The 17,171-nt window shown below is 35.4% G+C and carries 15 protein-coding genes; 13 read left to right on the top strand and 2 right to left on the bottom strand.

Annotation, left to right across the window (positions count from 1 at the left end):
* The first annotated feature begins 1 nt into the window (after position 1).
* Positions 2-1,765 (top strand): glycoside hydrolase family 2 protein, encoded by a 1,764-nt coding sequence (locus ACYP5M_RS09170; protein ID WP_459734962.1) that lies wholly within the window; start codon positions 2-4, stop codon positions 1,763-1,765.
* 157 nt (positions 1,766-1,922) lie between these two features.
* Here ACYP5M_RS09170 and ACYP5M_RS09165 read toward each other — a convergent pair whose 3' ends face one another.
* Positions 1,923-3,161, bottom strand: coding sequence for an ROK family transcriptional regulator (locus ACYP5M_RS09165; protein WP_459734961.1), 1,239 nt, complete (start codon positions 3,159-3,161; stop codon positions 1,923-1,925).
* A gap of 1,062 nt (positions 3,162-4,223) precedes the next feature.
* Between ACYP5M_RS09165 and ACYP5M_RS09160 the strand changes: the two genes are divergently transcribed.
* Positions 4,224-5,066, top strand: a complete 843-nt coding sequence (locus tag ACYP5M_RS09160) for an SGNH/GDSL hydrolase family protein (protein WP_459734960.1) — start codon at positions 4,224-4,226, stop codon at positions 5,064-5,066.
* Between the two features lie 100 nt (positions 5,067-5,166).
* Here the strand turns inward: ACYP5M_RS09160 and ACYP5M_RS09155 are convergent, their stop codons facing one another.
* Positions 5,167-5,469, bottom strand: coding sequence for a helix-turn-helix domain-containing protein (locus ACYP5M_RS09155; protein WP_459734959.1), 303 nt, complete (start codon positions 5,467-5,469; stop codon positions 5,167-5,169).
* Between the two features lie 477 nt (positions 5,470-5,946).
* On the opposite strand from ACYP5M_RS09155, the gene ACYP5M_RS09150 reads away from it, so the two are divergent.
* The 11 genes from ACYP5M_RS09150 to ACYP5M_RS09100 all read left to right on the top strand — a co-directional run bounded on the left by ACYP5M_RS09150 (position 5,947) and on the right by ACYP5M_RS09100 (position 17,162).
* Positions 5,947-6,627 (top strand): YveK family protein, encoded by a 681-nt coding sequence (locus ACYP5M_RS09150; RefSeq protein ID WP_459734958.1) that lies wholly within the window; start codon positions 5,947-5,949, stop codon positions 6,625-6,627.
* Positions 6,628-6,665: 38 nt separating this feature from the next.
* Positions 6,666-7,343 carry a CpsD/CapB family tyrosine-protein kinase gene (locus ACYP5M_RS09145; RefSeq protein WP_459734957.1) on the top strand — a complete coding sequence of 226 codons (678 nt, stop codon included), beginning with the start codon at positions 6,666-6,668 and terminating at the stop codon, positions 7,341-7,343.
* 139 nt (positions 7,344-7,482) lie between these two features.
* A complete protein-coding gene (locus ACYP5M_RS09140) occupies positions 7,483-8,247 on the top strand; it encodes a tyrosine-protein phosphatase (protein WP_459734956.1) in 765 nt (254 codons plus the stop codon).
* A 278-nt stretch (positions 8,248-8,525) separates the two neighbouring features.
* Positions 8,526-10,346, top strand: coding sequence for a polysaccharide biosynthesis protein (locus ACYP5M_RS09135; protein WP_459734955.1), 1,821 nt, complete (start codon positions 8,526-8,528; stop codon positions 10,344-10,346).
* Between the two features lie 18 nt (positions 10,347-10,364).
* Positions 10,365-11,246 carry a UTP--glucose-1-phosphate uridylyltransferase GalU gene (gene galU / locus ACYP5M_RS09130; protein ID WP_459734954.1) on the top strand — a complete coding sequence of 294 codons (882 nt, stop codon included), beginning with the start codon at positions 10,365-10,367 and terminating at the stop codon, positions 11,244-11,246.
* Between the two features lie 26 nt (positions 11,247-11,272).
* A complete protein-coding gene (locus ACYP5M_RS09125) occupies positions 11,273-12,484 on the top strand; it encodes a DegT/DnrJ/EryC1/StrS family aminotransferase (RefSeq protein WP_459734953.1) in 1,212 nt (403 codons plus the stop codon).
* Between the two features lie 92 nt (positions 12,485-12,576).
* Positions 12,577-13,323, top strand: a complete 747-nt coding sequence (locus ACYP5M_RS09120) for a xenobiotic acyltransferase family protein (protein WP_459734952.1) — start codon at positions 12,577-12,579, stop codon at positions 13,321-13,323.
* A gap of 16 nt (positions 13,324-13,339) precedes the next feature.
* A complete protein-coding gene (locus ACYP5M_RS09115) occupies positions 13,340-14,455 on the top strand; it encodes an ATP-grasp domain-containing protein (RefSeq protein WP_459734951.1) in 1,116 nt (371 codons plus the stop codon).
* A gap of 5 nt (positions 14,456-14,460) precedes the next feature.
* Entirely contained in the window at positions 14,461-15,330 is an 870-nt protein-coding gene (locus ACYP5M_RS09110; protein ID WP_459734950.1) for an NAD-dependent epimerase/dehydratase family protein, read from the top strand.
* 4 nt (positions 15,331-15,334) lie between these two features.
* A complete protein-coding gene (locus tag ACYP5M_RS09105) occupies positions 15,335-15,937 on the top strand; it encodes a sugar transferase (protein WP_459734949.1) in 603 nt (200 codons plus the stop codon).
* 49 nt (positions 15,938-15,986) lie between these two features.
* Positions 15,987-17,162 carry a glycosyltransferase family 4 protein gene (locus ACYP5M_RS09100; protein WP_459734948.1) on the top strand — a complete coding sequence of 392 codons (1,176 nt, stop codon included), beginning with the start codon at positions 15,987-15,989 and terminating at the stop codon, positions 17,160-17,162.
* Positions 17,163-17,171: the final 9 nt, after the last annotated feature.

Raw genomic sequence — 17,171 nt, 5'->3', positions numbered from 1 at the left:
CATGTCTATTCCCCGCAATGAATATCCAAGACCCCAGTTTGTCCGTCAAGAATGGGAAAATTTGAACGGACAATGGGACTTTGCATTTGATGATGAAAATAAAGGCCTTTCGGAAAAGTGGTTTGAACAATTTCCATCAGGACAAACCATTACTGTCCCTTTTGCATTCCAAACGGAAATGAGCGGAATTAATGACCCTACTTTCCATGATGTAGTTTGGTATCACCGCAGAATCATGATTCCTGAAAAGTGGTCCGGCAAGCAGATTCAGCTGCATTTCGGAGCCGTTGACTACCGTTCATGGGTTTATGTGAATGGGAACCTTGCCTATCACCATGAAGGGGGACATACACCTTTTTCAGTCAACATCACTCATCTTTTGAAAAATGATGGCAGGGAAGATGAAGTAACGGTCCGTGTGGAAGATCCATCCGAGGATGTAACGATCCCAAGAGGGAAGCAATACTGGCATGAAAAATCTGAATCTATCTTTTACACAAGAACGACTGGAATCTGGCAGACTGTCTGGATGGAGCCATGTGAACAGACTAGCTTAAGTGCCATTCGCTGGACACCCGAAATTGATCGGGGGGATATTGACCTGGAATTTGAAATTGAAGGCGGCTTACCTGAAGGGGTATCACTTTCTGTTGACATCTCATTTAATGGGAAAAAACTCATCTCTGATTCTTCAAATCTTTTTGAAATGTATAATAAACGAAGCTACAACCTGCGTAACCGCTTCACCGACAGAAGCAATATCCATGGGCCGGGGTATTACTGGTCCCCTGAGCACCCTCATTTATTCGAGGCAACGCTGACGTTAAAAAATGGGGAGCAGATCCTGGATCAGGTCGAAACCTATTTTGGAATGAGGAAAGTTTCCATCGAAAAAGGCATTTTCATGCTGAACAATATGCCTTATTATCAAAAGCTTATCCTTGATCAGGGTTACTTCCCTAAGGCATTGATTACTGCCCCGTCTGATGAAGCGTTAAAAAGGGACATCGAGCTTGCTAAGGAAATGGGCTTCAACGGGGCAAGGAAACATCAAAAGGTTGAGGATCCCCGTTTCCTTCACTGGGCTGACAAACTCGGCTTTCTCATATGGGGTGAAATGGCGAATGCTTCCGAATACAGTGAAGAAGCTGCCAGACGCTTAGCCACTGAATGGTTTGATGTCGTTAAGAGAGATTATAGCCATCCTTCCATTATCGTATGGCTTCCGCTTAATGAAAGCTGGGGCATCTCAAGGGTTGCCTATGACAAACAGCAGCAGGCACACGCAACATCTATGTACTGGCAGACCAAATCAATTGACCAATCTCGTCCAGTTCTTTCCAACGACGGGTGGGAGCATACGATTTCTGATATATGCGGTATACATAACTACCGCAGTGCAGAAGAAATGAGTAATGCCTATAAAGACGTGGATAGTGCGATTTCCACTACACCTGCAAACCGGGTGATTTATGCTCAAGGCTTCTCTTACGGTGGAGAACCGATTTTAATAACGGAATACGGCGGAATTGCTTATAAAATGGACGAAACAGAAGGATGGGGCTACTCAGCCGTACAATCCTCTGAAGACCTAGTGGAAGAATATCGCAAAGTAACGGATGCTCTTTTCAATAGTCCAGTGATTCAGGGGTTTTGTTACACTCAGTTAACCGATGTGGAGCAGGAAATCAACGGATTGCTGACTTATGATCGTGAACCAAAGTGTGATCTTAGCAAAATAAGGGAAATAAATAATAAGAAATAATGATGAAGAAAACCTGTGCTCATAAGAGTGCAGGTTTTTTATTGATATAAATGTATTGTTGAAGGTTGTATTGAAAGTGGAGGGGGGAATTAGAGAACTCATGAAGACAGTTTTTAGTAGAGTACCGGGTGCTAGACGTCAGAACCGCAGCAGCCGCTCAATGAGCAGCAGCTGATTCTGTATTTCTAGAAGTAAATAGTTCAGCGAGGATTAGAGCAACGGCACCCATCGCAGTGGCATCATCGCCGAATTTAGAAAGGATAATTTCCGTTTGTTTGGCTGGATTTGTCAACGCCCGCTGGTTAACGGTTTGAATGATGTTATCCATAATTAAATCGCCGGCATTGGAGACACCGCCCCCGATGATAATTCGTCTTGGATTTACAGTGTGGATTACATTTGTTATCCCCACTCCCAAATATCTGCCTGCCTGCTGCAGAGCCGTTTTGCATAAAGTATCGCCCTCTAGAGCCGATAAATAAATTAATTCTCCTGTAACCTTTTCAAGGTCGCCTTTAGTCAGATTAGTAAGCAAACTGGAGTGGCCTAACCGCATTTCTTTTTTTACCCATTCGACAATGGACGGACCTGAAGCGAACGTTTGTAAACAGCCGTAATTGCCGCAAGTACATTGTGGCCCATCGATATCAATAATCATATGTCCGATTTCGCCGCTAATAAAATGGCTGCCGTGATAAAGCTTGCCATTAATAATGATACCCGCACCGATCCCGCGCCCCACATTTATACAAACAAAGCTGTCAATGCCTGCACCGTTCCCGAACCAGAGTTCTCCAAGGCTCATTGCCCGGCCGTCATTTTCCACTTTTACCATCATATTAAACCGCTCTTCAAGCACTCTTTTAATAGGAATATCCTGCAGGTTTAGGTTGGGAGCAAAAACGGAGCTACCTTCCTCCACATCTACAATACCGTGCATACTTACCCCTATACCGACTATTTTCTCCTCATCTATTTTAGTATGATCTAGAATGCCGCTGACAGAATCAATCATTAAAGATAGAAGAGTTTCGTTCGTAGTTTGTGCTGGAAGAGGAACAACCGATTTTTTAATAACTTTGCCTGTAATGCTAGTCAGGATAGTTTTGATATTCTGTGATCCCACATCCATACCGATGACATGAAACATATCTTCACTTAACGTTAATAGAGTCGGCTTGCGGCCGCCGCTCGATTCACCCAGGTTTCGTTCGATGACAATCTCAGCCTGCAGTAGCTCTTTTACAAAGCTGCTTACAGTCGGAGGCGTAAGCTTTGTAAGCTTTGCAATATCTGCTCTCGAAATCGGGCCTTTTTCCCGTATGATATTTAATATTAAAGAACGATTAATTGATTTCATCAGCTTGAAACTGCCCCTGAGAAGGTTTTTTCCCATTTATCTTCCCCCATTTAAGTTTCTTAATTAAATTTAATTATAAACTAATTGGCAAAGGTATAAAACCTTAAATGGGTGATAATCTCTTTGTAACAGTAAAAAAGAAGGCTGTATCTTTTTTGGTACCCACTAAACTTCATTAAGATTATTTATGCTCAAAAAAATAAATGAACGATTAAAGCAATTTCCTCTGGTTTTAGCGGTTTCACTGGCAGCAAAGTTGAGAGATCTAGAAAGATAAAACAGCACCTGCGAAACAGGCAGGAAATGGAGGAGGTGACCATAGGGACAAAAAGCGGGCAAAGCGGAATCAAGCTCAAACTACTATAAAAAATAAAAGGGATGTTTATTCGGCATTGCAAGAGTTTGTCTCGACCAAAGCAAAATAATAAGAGCCCTAGGGCTCTAAAATAAACTATTAATGATCAATTTTATCCACCCAATAAAAGAAATCCATAACGGTATGCTCAAAGATGTACCAAACAAAAGTCCTTTCAAGAAATTCCCATCATTTTCACCTACCATATAGAACACACCTCTCGGCTTGGTTTTCTTGTGATAATTATATATGAAAGCGCTTTCTTTTTAAAAGAGACAATTAGAAGCAATTACTTTACAATTTAATCCTAAAGAGTAAGAAGACAAGTTGAATCTTAAGGATTTCTCATGAAAACAATATAATCATAAATATATCTTACCTGTTTCTGATATTTTGCTGCACTTTATAGCTTTTTTCGAAGTGCGACCAACTGTCCCATCTCAACACCTGCTCATACCACTTAATCTAGTATTCAAATCAGGTAGAGCTATCCAGTGTGAGTAATTGCACCCTAATATTAAAATACCCCTTAAAAGGCGAAGACGGTATTACAAAAATGTCGAGTGTCGTCGGAATAAATTGGAAAAATATTCTTTATTGCTGAAAATTTGATAGTTATAATTAATGAGAGAAAAATAACCAAAAAAGTGAAATAGAGTCTAGGCAATGTATTCAAATAAGAGTTTACACTATTTTATAAGACTTCCATGTCAGTCATTAATGTTCAAATATGGGAGGTAAAGATGAGGAAATATGGTTTAATCATTATCGCTGGAATTTGCTTAGCAGTACTGGTTTTTGGCCATCTGCAATGGAAAAAAATAAGCCAGGCAGCAGGGGTAGAGGCTAGAGAAGCTGCAGCAAAAGTAAAAGAAAAGGAAAAAGAAGAAAGGGAAGCTTTGATAGAAAGTTTAAAACCGGAAAATAATAAACAGCAGCCGCTAATAGATTACCTGCATTATAAGTCGCTTACTCAAGAAAGAGTTATTGTATCCTTAGTGGGAAGTAATGGTACCTCCGGAACCGGGGCAAGTAAGACTTCCAATAGTTGGGCTGGACGATTAGAGAAGGGTCTGCGAGCAGATCGTGATGATTTAGAAACACTAAGTTTCATTAATCATGGATCTGAGGGGTATTCAACAGAGGATTTGATAAAAGGTAAGAAAATTGAAGCAGTCATACAAGATGATCCCGATCTGATTATTTTTGAAAATTCGCTGATAAATAATCATTATCAATCATTAAGCTTGGAACAGACGGAAAAAGATTTGGAAAGCATCATGGCAAAGTTACAGAAAGAGCTACCAAATGCAAAGATTCTAATACTTTCACCAAACCCAGTCGCAAATGGTAAAACGGAGAATAGTTTAGGGTTGAATTATTTAGAATATATTAAAGCTTCCGAGCAGGTCATCAAAACGAATAAATGGTCTTATTTGAATAGCAAAGAAGAGATAAAAAAGAAACTAAGTAAAAAGAATATGAGATTGGCTGATATCCTGACTAATGATAATATCAATCCCAATGATCAAGGGCATTTCATATGGTTCGAGGTTATGGAGGAATATTATAAGTTGAATAAATAGTAAAAGGAGGAAAAGTGGCTATACCCACTTTTCCCCCTATTAAAGTTTACTCTTTGCACCTAAAAGAAAGCGTAAACATTGTTCTAAATCTTTAAGAACATCACTTTCTATCTTGAATAAATTCGCGCATTTCCTCTTTCGATATTCCTGATCCCATAATATCCTGCATGATCTCAAACCACTCTTCATCCATGACCTTGTCTGCTTGTTCATTCAACAACAGAGCATCCACTTTAATACAAAGGATTTTAGCGATTTTTTCCAAAACTAAAATAGTAGGGTTTGTTTGAAGGTTTCTTTCCAGTGAGCTTATATAGGATTTGGCAACGCCGGATTTTGCGGAGAGTTCACTTATTGACATTTTCCTTTCTTCCCTAAGCGACTTAACTCGGTAACCTATCATATAGACCACACCTAACCATTAATATGAAAATAATATACTGATTTAACCTATCACTTTCAGTTTACACATTTTCCTAGCATTTTTAATGATAACTAGGCACTAAAATACTTGACTCAATTATATGTATAAATGGATTTTTCTGTTTAGGTAGGCATTTAGTTAGGTTTATTTTTAGTAAATATTGTAAGGTGTGACAATATACTAGCAAAAAATGGTAATGGGTGTATACTTAGATTTATTGAAAATTTTAGTCAAAAATATTCTGGTAAATGTGTAATATATATATGTTCAATACAGTATTTCAAATTTAGGAATTATTTCCTTTGTATTACCATTTTCTTTTTTGTAAAATAACTAAGGGATTTGAAAAGTATTCTTTCATTGTAAGTTTCATGTAAATTTCCTTGAAAATACATAATAATAGGTAATATTATGGTATAATGCAATAGGTCATTTTTAACATAACAGGAGGATAAAATGGAAGAAACTATTAGTATTAATGATATTTTTAAAACATTAAAGAAACGTTGGAAGCTAATCATGCTGCTGACATTAATTGCCGCTTTGGTTAGTGGATCAATTTCTTATTTTTTATTAACACCAGTGTACCAATCTTCAACACAGATTCTCGTTAATCAGAAACAATCGGAAAACCAATTGGACTCTACACAAATCAAATCAAATATTGACATGATCAATACATACAGTGTGATTATAAAAAGCCCAGTCATTTTGGAGAAGGTCATTGATGAACTTGAACTAGACCAAAGCGTAGATCAACTTAGTCAAAAAATTACGATCAACAGTCAAGAAAATTCACAAGTCTTCTCATTAACGGTTCAAGATAGTAATCCGGCCAAGGCAGTAGAGATTGCCAACACGGTTTCTTCAATTTTTCAAAAGGAAATCAAAGATATTATGAAAGTCGACAATGTTAGCATACTTGCTAAGGCAGAAGTTAAGGAAAATCCTACACCTGTAAAACCTAATCCATTATTGAATATCGCTATAGCGGTAGTGGTTGGATTAATGGCTGGAATAGGCTTGGCATTCCTACTAGAGTATTTGGACAATACGATTAAGGACGAGGATGATATAGAGAGACTCCTTGACTTGCCATTACTCGGATCTATTCAAAAAATATCGCAACATAAATAAAGAACCATTCAGTGACATTAAGAAAGGAAGTGGGATTTTTGAGAAGTAAAGATGAAAAACAAGTAAATTTAATTGCGCAGACTAATCCTAAATCGCCTATTACTGAACAATATCGATTAATTAGGACAAACATACAATTCTCTTCAGTAGATAAAGAAATCAAAACGATTGTGGTTACTTCATCGGAGCCTAATGATGGGAAATCGACTACAGCTGCCAACCTAGCGATTGTGCTTGCTCAAGAAGAGAAAAAAGTATTACTTGTGGATGCGGACTTAAGGAAACCATCGGTTCATTATGCTTTTAACCTTAGTAATATACATGGACTTACTAGCGTATTGACAAAGAAAATGGATTTTAGAAAAACTATCTTGAATTCAAATGTTTCAAATTTAGACATTTTAACAAGTGGACCGATACCACCTAATCCTTCAGAGTTATTAAATTCCAAGGCGATAGAAGCAGCGATTGAGGAACTAAAAGGAATGTATGATTATATCGTTTTTGATACACCGCCCGTGCTGGTAGTGCCGGATTCCCAGATTGTAGCTAATAAATGTGATGGCGTGATTATGGTAGTGGCGAGCGGCAAGACAAATAAACAAAGTGCAGTGAAAGCAAAGGAGCTTTTAGTGAAAGCTAACACACCTTTGCTTGGAGTCGTTTTAAATGGCGTTGAAACCGATAACAGCAATTATTATTACTATCAATCTTAACAAAAATAAAACATTTTTCGACAAAATAACACCCTGTTTGATGGTAGTTTTATATGCTACTATTAAACAGGGTAATAATCCCTATTTTCAAAGATTAGGTCTTTTTTCCTATTCGCTTTATAAAGGAAGTGTATGAAATTTGATCGACATACATTGTCACATTCTACCAGGAGTTGATGATGGTTCCGCGGACATGAAGGAAAGCTTGAATATGGCAAGAAAAGCGGTAGAAGCAGGAATTACCCATATTTTTGCCACGCCACATCACTTAAATGAGAAATATGTAAATGTTAAAAGTAACATCATTGACCGTGCAGTGAGGTTAACTGAGAGTTTGCAACAAAACAATATTCCTCTCACCATTCACCTTGGACAAGAAGTAAGAATACACCGAGACATATTTTCTTCACTTGAAAAGGAAGAAATCCTAACCATAGATGATAATGGTACATATTTGCTGCTAGAGCTCCCCTCGGGAAGGGCTCCTTCGTACACACAAGAAGTGATATATGAGCTGCTGCTGAAAGGAATAACACCAATTATCGTACATCCGGAAAGAAATAAGGAATTGATAGGGAATCCTAAACTATTATTTGAATTGGTCCAGGAAGGCGCGTTAACTCAAATTACCTCTGGCAGTATCATCGGGGACTTCGGTAAAAGTATTCAATCATTTTCAAAAAAGATAATCGAACATAATCTGGCTCATTTTATTGCAACAGATGCACACAATATAGGTTCTAGAGGGTTCACGTTACAACAAGCCTATGAAACAATCACAAAAACACACGGTGTACAGCGTACATTTTACTTTAAAGAAAATGCTGAACAGCTATTAAAGGACCAAAGTCCTGCTGTTGAAAAACCAATTCCATTCAAAAAGAAAATTTTAGGAATATTTTAGAACGACTGAAAACTAGGAACGCTTACATTATTATAAAAAATTTGTCTTCATGTAAAGTTCTACGTTATATAGTTATTGGGATGATTGATAAATTGCATTTTCGATATTGACTTGTTAAACGACAAATAACCCTTAGGTTATAAGGACATTTTTGCAAATTAGATATACAGCATAAATCATTCTTATCTTATAAATTAATACATGTGAAATAGAATACAACTCATCAAAACTGTATTTAATAGAGAGTAAATCAAACAATATTAAAGGGGGAAATGTGGTTGGCCTATCGAAAACGATTAACACTTTTGGCTCTATTAGACTCATTAATAGTATTATCGGCCATTTATGTAAGTTATTTATTCTTGTATCCCTATTTGGAGATATTTAAATTACCAACACTATTAGTCACGTCTGTCTCTCTATTACTTAGCCATCATTTTTTTGCTTCTATTTATAAACTTTATAAAAAGGCCTGGGAATATGCGAGTATCCGGGAGTTACTGTCCATTGTTAAAGCTGTAAGCTTATCGATGATCACCGTTATCGCCATCCAGTTAATAGTTTTTCAAGATGTTTATGTTAGAGCCATGGCATTGACATGGATGATGCATGTCATCCTAATTGGCGGTTCCCGTTTTTCGTGGAGAATGCTGCGTGACCGCTTAATAAATAATCAAAAGGAAACACGGAAAACAATGGTTATTGGTGCGGGTTCTGCTGGAACCATGGTTGTACGTCAGCTCCTCAATAATCATGATACGGAACTTAAACCAGTGGCATTCATTGATGATGATCCGAAAAAAGATAAGCTAGACATATTAGGAATACCCGTTGTCGGTAACTCGAAACATATCCCTGAAATGGTAGAAAAATACCATATTGATAATATTGTCATTGCTATTCCTTCATTAAGTAAAAAAGAATTGAAGGTCATCTTTGATGAATGTGTGAAAACGAATGCAAAAACACAAATCATGCCGATGCTTGAAGATATTATGTTAGGGAAAGTAGCGGTTAATCAGTTTAAAGAAGTGGAAGTAGAAGATTTATTGGGAAGAGAACCAGTTGAATTAGATATTAATAGTATTTCTGAATATGTAACAGGTAAGACCATATTAGTAACTGGAGCTGGAGGATCTATTGGTTCGGAGATTTGCCGTCAGATATGTAGATTCTCTCCGGGAACTCTTATAATACTAGGACATGGAGAAAATAGCATTTATCAGATTGACATGGAACTGAAAAAGCTATATGCAGATCAAATTGAGATCATACCTGTCATTGCAGATATTCAAGATCGAGATAGAATTTTTGAAGTGATGGACACCCACCGACCTGATGTTGTTTACCATGCGGCTGCACACAAACATGTTCCACTAATGGAATACAATCCTCGAGAAGCAATTAAGAATAACGTTTTTGGTACAAAGAATGTTGCAGAAGCTGCAGAGACTTTTGGTGTAGGAGCGTTTGTGATGATTTCTTCCGATAAAGCCGTTAACCCAACAAACGTCATGGGATCAACCAAGCGCATCGCTGAAATGATCATCCAGCAGTTAGCAAAAAATAGCGCAACAAAATTTGTTGCCGTTCGCTTCGGAAATGTTTTAGGCAGCAGAGGAAGTGTCATTCCTTTATTTAAAAAACAAATTCAAGCCGGTGGACCAGTAACCGTCACACATCCAGACATGACCAGGTATTTTATGACTATACCTGAAGCATCCAGATTAGTCATTCAGGCAAGTTCTTTAGCCCGTGGCGGAGAAATATTCGTTCTTGATATGGGTGAACCTGTTAAGATAGTTGAATTAGCAACAAACCTTATCCAGTTATCAGGTTATTCCATAGACGAAATTGGAATCGAATTCTCAGGAATTCGGCCAGGTGAGAAAATGTATGAAGAACTATTAGGGGAGAAAGAGGTTCATAGTGAAGCTGTATTCCCTAAAATATTTATTGGAAAAGCGGTACTGGAACAGGAAGAGGAAATACAATACCTTCTAAGCACACATGATTCTTTATCTTTGATAGAACTTAAAGAATTCGTTATAAATCTAGCTAACCGAAGAAAGAACAATACTTTCTCAGCAGTTAAATAAGTAAATGGGGGAATATCATTGAAAAAAGTCAGAAAAGCAATAATTCCAGCAGCCGGTTTAGGAACTCGGTTTTTGCCTGCTACAAAAGCTATGCCAAAAGAGATGCTGCCAATTGTTGATAAACCTACTATTCAGTACATAGTGGAGGAAGCCGTAGCATCAGGAATAGAAGATATTATAATAGTAACAGGAAAAGGCAAACGTGCCCTAGAGGATCATTTTGATTTCGCACCTGAACTTGAACAAATTCTAAAGGAAAAAGGAAAGTTTGAATTACTTGATAAGGTACAGTACTCTAATAGCCTTGCTAATATTCATTATATTAGACAAAAAGAGGCCAAAGGGTTAGGTCACGCAGTATGGTGCGCACGTAAGTTTATTGGGGATGAACCATTTGCCGTACTTTTAGGTGATGATATTGTACAGAGTGATACTCCATGCTTAAAACAGCTGATTAACCAATATGAAGAAACAAAGAATTCTATAATTGGAGTTCAAACTGTGGCTAATGAAGAAACAAATCGCTACGGAATAGTAGACCCTTCTTTTCAAGATGGGCGACTTTACCAAGTTGAAAACTTTGTAGAAAAACCACCATTAGGAACAGCCCCTTCTAATTTAGCAATAATGGGACGCTATATACTTACTCCTGAAATTTTTGGGTTTCTTGATAAGCAGGAGGCAGGAGCAGGTGGGGAGATACAGTTAACTGATGCTATTCAGAAATTGAATCAAATGCAGCAAGTTTTTGCATATAATTTTGAAGGCAAGAGGTATGATGTCGGAGAGAAACTTGGATTTATAACAACAACTATTGAATTAGCGTTACAAAAAAAAGAGTTAAAAAGTGACTTGATAGATTTTCTTTCGAATATATTGGAAAAAGAACTAATTCGTTAAAAAAAGTTAAAGAAAAGAGTGAAATTATGAACATTACATTTTCACCTCCAGACATTTCAGATATTGAAATAAAAGAGGTTATAGATACTTTAAAATCCGGGTGGCTAACAACTGGACCAAAAACAAAATTATTTGAAAAAAAGATAGCTGAATTTTCGAATACATCGATGGCGGTATGCCTAAATTCAGCAACTGCTTCCATGGAACTAACTCTAAGGTTGTTAGGTGTAGGAAAAGGTGATGAGGTTATTACCTCTGCCTATACTTATACAGCTTCTGCAAGCGTAATAGAGCATGTTGGAGCAAAGATTGTACTAGTCGATACTAAAGAAGACTCATTCCAAATGGATTATGAGCAGTTAGAAAAAGCTATAACGACTAAAACTAAAGCTATTATCCCTGTCGATTTTGCTGGTGTGATGTGTGACTATGATAAAGTATTTGAAATAGTTAATAGAAAGTCTAATCTTTTTTTTCCATCAAATGATCTACAAAAAGCATTTGGAAGAATCATAGTACTTGCTGATGCTGCTCATTCTTTCGGTGCAAAATATAAAGGAAAAAGAAGTGGAAATGTAGCTGACTTTACAAGTTTTTCCTTTCATGCAGTAAAAAACCTTACCACTGGTGAGGGTGGTGCAGTAACATGGCGTGATATACCTGGTGTAGATAATGCCGATGTTTATAAAAAGTATATGTTGCTATCCCTTCACGGGCAGTCAAGGGATGCACTGGAAAAAACGAAGCTTGGCTCTTGGGAATATGACATTGTCTATCCTGCATATAAGTGTAATATGACTGATATTATGGCATCAATTGGTTTAGGTCAGTTTCAAAGATACCCGCAAATGTTAGATAGAAGAAAAAGGGTTATTGAGTTGTATGATGAAGCTTTAAAAAAATATCCTTTTGCTCCTTTAAAGCATTTTAGTAAGGAAAATACATCAAGTGGTCATTTATATGTTGTAAGACTTTTAGGTAAGGATGAATCTTACAGGAATAGGGTTATAGAAAAATTGGCAGAAAAAAACATTCCAACAAATGTACATTATAAACCTTTACCTATGCATTCAGCTTATCAGCAACTGGGTTTTGATATAAAGGATTATCCGAATGCGTATAATATGTATAAAAATGAAATAACACTACCATTGCATCCACTGCTTACAGACGAACAGGTAGAATATGTATTAAAAAACCTAAAATCAATAGTTAATGATAATGTAGTAATGGTATAATTTAGCATTTGCGAATAGGGGAATAGATTGAAATTCTTTCCTGAGTTATTAATTTTCTATTAATAAGAAATAGATTTGAATGAGGTCGGAGTATGGGAAAATTAGAGAGTTCAGAAGTAATTAATTCTAAAGTTCATAAAAATGCGTCTGTGGGACCATTTGCACATATAATTGATTCAATAGTCTCAGAGAATTCTAATGTTTATAAGGACACATGGATTGTTAAAACCATACTGGAGAAAAACACTTTTGCTGGTGATGGTTCAAAGTTAGATAACAGTTATATTTCAGATTATGCACGGGTAGGTAAGTATAACCATATTTATTTCGTTGAGATGGGAAAGCATACATATACTGGTCAGGGTACGGTTATTATGCATACAAAAATCGGAGCGTTTTCATCAATTTCTTGGGGCGTTACCATTGGTGCAGGAGAGCATGATTTCAATAATGTGACATCACACTCTTTTCTTTATAATTCATATGATAAGCTTAACAATGGTCATATTTATTATGATAGGTTTGACAAAGAATGTGGAATTGGTAATGATGTTTGGATTGGTGCTAATTCGACTGTTTTAAGAGGAGTTACCGTAGGAGATGGATCTGTAATAGGTGCAAATTCAATAGTTACCAAATCTGTTCCTCCATATGCAATTGTGGCAGGAAACCCGGCTAGAATTATAAAGTATCGGTTTGATCAGGACATTATTTCAAGGTTATTGGAGCTTAAGTGGTGGACATTAGATGATGAAACTATAAAACAAAATTGCGAATTGTTTTCAAAAGTTCCAAATAACGAAGTATTAAATGAAATCGAAAAAATACTTAATGCCTAGAAGGGAATTTTGCTGTATGAAAAAAGTTTTAGTCCTTGGAGTTGCTTCTGTTCAAATGGATGCAATTCTAAAGCTTAAAGAAATGGGTATAACAACTTATGCTTGTGCTCAGGCGAATGATGGTCCTGGGAGTAAAGTTGTGGACCAATTTGAATTAATTAATTTCGTCGATGAAGAAAAAGTTATCGAACTAATTAAAAATGAGGAAATAGATTGTGTATACTCTGTAGGATCTGATATAGCTATGCCTATATCTACAGATATTAGTGAAAAGATGAACCTACCTTATTTTGTTACCACAGAGATAGCAAGAATTTGCAATAATAAAAACCAAATGAGGGACTTTTTTGGTAATGACTTTAAAGGTAATATTAGATATCAAATTTTGGAGAATAGTAGTACAAAAATAATTCTTGATTATCCATTTATAATGAAACCGTCGGATTCTCAAGGTCAAAGAGGAGTTCGTTTGATTAATAACTTCAATGAATTCTTAGCTCATTTTGAAGTAGCAAAGAATTATTCGCGATCAGATTTGGTGATTATTGAAGATTATATAAATGGGCCAGAAATATCTGTGAATGCTTATATATTAGATGGTGATGTTGCATTTATGATTCCTTCAGACCGTGAAGTTTGGCCTCAATTCCAAGGTGGTTTAATTAAAAAGCATGTAGTACCTTCTAAAATTTTGAATAGTGAGTCTGAACACAATTTAAAAGATCTGGTTTTCAGAGCGGCTAAAAAATTAGGAATTTCTAATGGCCCCTTGTACTTCCAAATAAAGGTGAAAAATAATCAACCTTATATTATTGAAGTCACCCCTAGACTTGATGGGTGTCATATGTGGAACCTTCTCAATCATTATACAGGGGTTGATCTTATTAAGTTGACGTTTGAACATTTGCTTTATAAAAATACAGAGGAAATAAATAAATTTAAAAGTGTCGATTCGGGATACACTCTGGAATTTTTATGTGAAGTACCAAATACTAAAGTAGATTATTCAAGATATACCATCCCACCAGATGCGCTATTTTCTATGAATTATTACAAGAATGGAGACTTAATAAGACCAATTAATGGGCAGTACGAAAAAATAGGGTATTTTATTACTAAAAATAATAGGTGATTATTATGAGGATTGCAATAACAGGTGGCTCTGGCTTTCTAGGGAAAGAAGTCTGTTCATTATTGGAAAAAGAGGGACACACCCCCGTCATCATCGGCAGGGGTTCCTTGATTTTGAATACAAAATATGAATATCTCTCGACTGATTATTCTAATGAAAGTTTAACAAAAGTATTGAAAAATAGTGAAGCGGTGGTTCATTTAGCATCTGTAAGAGGGGCAAATGGAAGCATTTTGGATTTTCATCAAAATGAAATAATAACTGAAAATATATACAAAAGCTGTGTAGATTTAGGAATAAATAATATTATTTTTGCTTCATCGATATCTGTGTATTCGGATATAACAAAGATGCCTTGGGTAGAAGAACAATTACCCTCCCCAAAAACATTATACGGTATTAGTAAAATCGCCTGCGAATATATAGGAGATATATACCATAAAAAAGATGGGTTAAATATAAAGTATTTGAGAATTGGTCATATCTTGGGTGAAGGGGAACAAAAAGGGTTTATGATGAATACGTTTATAGATACTGCTTTCGAAAAGAGAAAACTAAATGTTATTGGCGAAAGTCTAGCTAAGAGAGAATTTGTTTACGTGAAAGATGTTGCTAGAGCAATCCTACTTGCAATATTAAAACCTGAAGTTCATGGGGTGTTTAATATAGGAAGTGGAGAAGCTTATTCTAATTTAGAGATAGCAGAAATTGTAAATGAATGTTTTGATAATAAAGGGAATTTAATATATAACGATTTGAAAGCTGAAGGTATAGAGTCATCAATAATGGATAGTTCAAAGGCAAGAAATGAATTAGGTTATAGTGCACAATTTTCATTAAAAGAGGCGTTAATTGATATTAAAAATATAAAATGAGAGGGTGTTTGCTTTGTATAAAGTATTCTTAAAAAGGATGATAGATTTTATATTAAGTTTGATTGCACTTCCTTTTTTTCTAATATTTTATTCTATAGTAGGGATTGCTATTAAATTAGATGATGGAGGACCCATTTTTTACTGTGGAGAAAGATTAGGGAAAGATTTAAAAAAATATAAAATGTATAAGTTTAGATCTATGGTGATAGATGCTAGAGATATACGAAATAACGATGGTAGTACATTTAATTCTAGCAATGATGATAGGCTAACAAGAGTTGGAAGAATTATCAGAAGGTTAAGTGTGGACGAAGTGCCACAAATATTAAATATCCTAAAAGGAGATATGGCTTTAATCGGCCCTAGACCTAGTCCTTGTGGAAATACCCATTTATATAGCCAAGAATATTTAATGAAATTCAATGTTAGGCCCGGTATTACAGGCTACACACAGGCTTTTTTTAGAAATGGGGCATCAATTGAACAAAAGCAAAAAAGTGATATATATTATGTGAACAATTTATCAATCGTCCTGGATTTAAAAATCTGTTTAAAAACAGTACTCACAGTTTTTAAACAGGAAGGTATATATACAAACCAGAAATAAACTAAGGACATACATCAATAATTCAACTATATTTTATGAGGGGTATTATATGAAAAAAAAATTACTTATTGTAGGACGAGGAAATGAAATAGGTGGTGCCACAGAATATATTATTACTTTAATTAGAATGTTACATGAGAATTTTGAAGTCGATATACATATGACCTATGGAAAGGAAGAAGTAAAATATAATTATCAAAAATACTTTGATTATGTCACATTTCATCATGTTAAAATGGTTCGTGAAATAAATCCTTTTTCTGATTATATCAGTATAAACAACCTTTACCAATTAATGAAAAAAGAGAAGTTTGATATAGTTCATACTAATACTTCAAAAGGTGGCATAATAGGAAGAATTGCTGCTAAAAAAGCAAAAGTTCCTTTTGTGTTTCATACTGTTCATGGATTTGCATTTCACGAACAATCTTCAAGTCTATCTATTAAAATCTTCTCATTATTAGAGAAAATAGGAAGTAAATGTTGTAATTATATTATAACTGTCAGTGATTTTCATAAGAATTGGGCTATTAAGCTTAAAATTGCATCGGAAGACAAAGTAATATCAATTCCTAATGGATTAGACCCTACTAGGGTAAAGCCAACTGTGGATAGAGAACAAATTCGTGGAGAATTAAAAATTAATAAAGATGAAATTGCAATATTCACTATTGGAAGGTTAGCGAAGCAAAAGGGAATTGAATATCTTTTAGACGCAATAGCACTATTAAATCAGGAGAAAATTAATAATAAATACCATTTTTATATTGCTGGATCCGGAGAATTAGAAAAAGAGTTAATAAATAAGTCAAATGAATTAAACATAAAAGATAAGGTTACTTTCTTAGGATATAGAGATGATGTAAATAATTTATTGTCAGCCGCTGACATTATGGTTCTTCCATCTTTATGGGAAGGCTTATCAATTGCGTTACTAGAGGCAATGGCTGCGAAAAAAACTATAATATGTACTGATATTGGGAGTAATAAGACGGTTGTAGAAAATAAAAAAGAAGCTTTTATAATCAAAACAATGGATTCAGTTGGACTAAAAGAAGGCATCCAATTATTAATAGAAGATGAGAATTCAAGAAAACTATTAGCAGAAACAGCTTATGAAAAATTTATTTCTGACTTCGGGAAGGATATCATGCTAAATAGATATTACAATTTTTATAAAAACAAAGCCAATATTGATGAAAAGATTTGCCGTATAACAGAGTGAGGAATTATC

Source organism: Peribacillus sp. N1, from assembly GCF_054600815.1.
The sequence above is the reverse complement of the archived record's forward strand: the minus strand, read 5'-3'. Positions and strand labels throughout refer to the sequence as shown.

Coding starts and splice junctions, on each gene's coding strand:
- ACYP5M_RS09170 (WP_459734962.1), top strand. CDS start 2: ATGTCTATTCCCCGCAATGAATATCCAAGACCCCAGTTTGTCCGTCAA.
- ACYP5M_RS09165 (WP_459734961.1), bottom strand. CDS start 3,161: ATGGGAAAAAACCTTCTCAGGGGCAGTTTCAAGCTGATGAAATCAATT.
- ACYP5M_RS09160 (WP_459734960.1), top strand. CDS start 4,224: ATGAGGAAATATGGTTTAATCATTATCGCTGGAATTTGCTTAGCAGTA.
- ACYP5M_RS09155 (WP_459734959.1), bottom strand. CDS start 5,469: ATGATAGGTTACCGAGTTAAGTCGCTTAGGGAAGAAAGGAAAATGTCA.
- ACYP5M_RS09150 (WP_459734958.1), top strand. CDS start 5,947: ATGGAAGAAACTATTAGTATTAATGATATTTTTAAAACATTAAAGAAA.
- ACYP5M_RS09125 (WP_459734953.1), top strand. CDS start 11,273: ATGAACATTACATTTTCACCTCCAGACATTTCAGATATTGAAATAAAA.
- ACYP5M_RS09120 (WP_459734952.1), top strand. CDS start 12,577: ATGGGAAAATTAGAGAGTTCAGAAGTAATTAATTCTAAAGTTCATAAA.
- ACYP5M_RS09115 (WP_459734951.1), top strand. CDS start 13,340: ATGAAAAAAGTTTTAGTCCTTGGAGTTGCTTCTGTTCAAATGGATGCA.
- ACYP5M_RS09110 (WP_459734950.1), top strand. CDS start 14,461: ATGAGGATTGCAATAACAGGTGGCTCTGGCTTTCTAGGGAAAGAAGTC.
- ACYP5M_RS09100 (WP_459734948.1), top strand. CDS start 15,987: ATGAAAAAAAAATTACTTATTGTAGGACGAGGAAATGAAATAGGTGGT.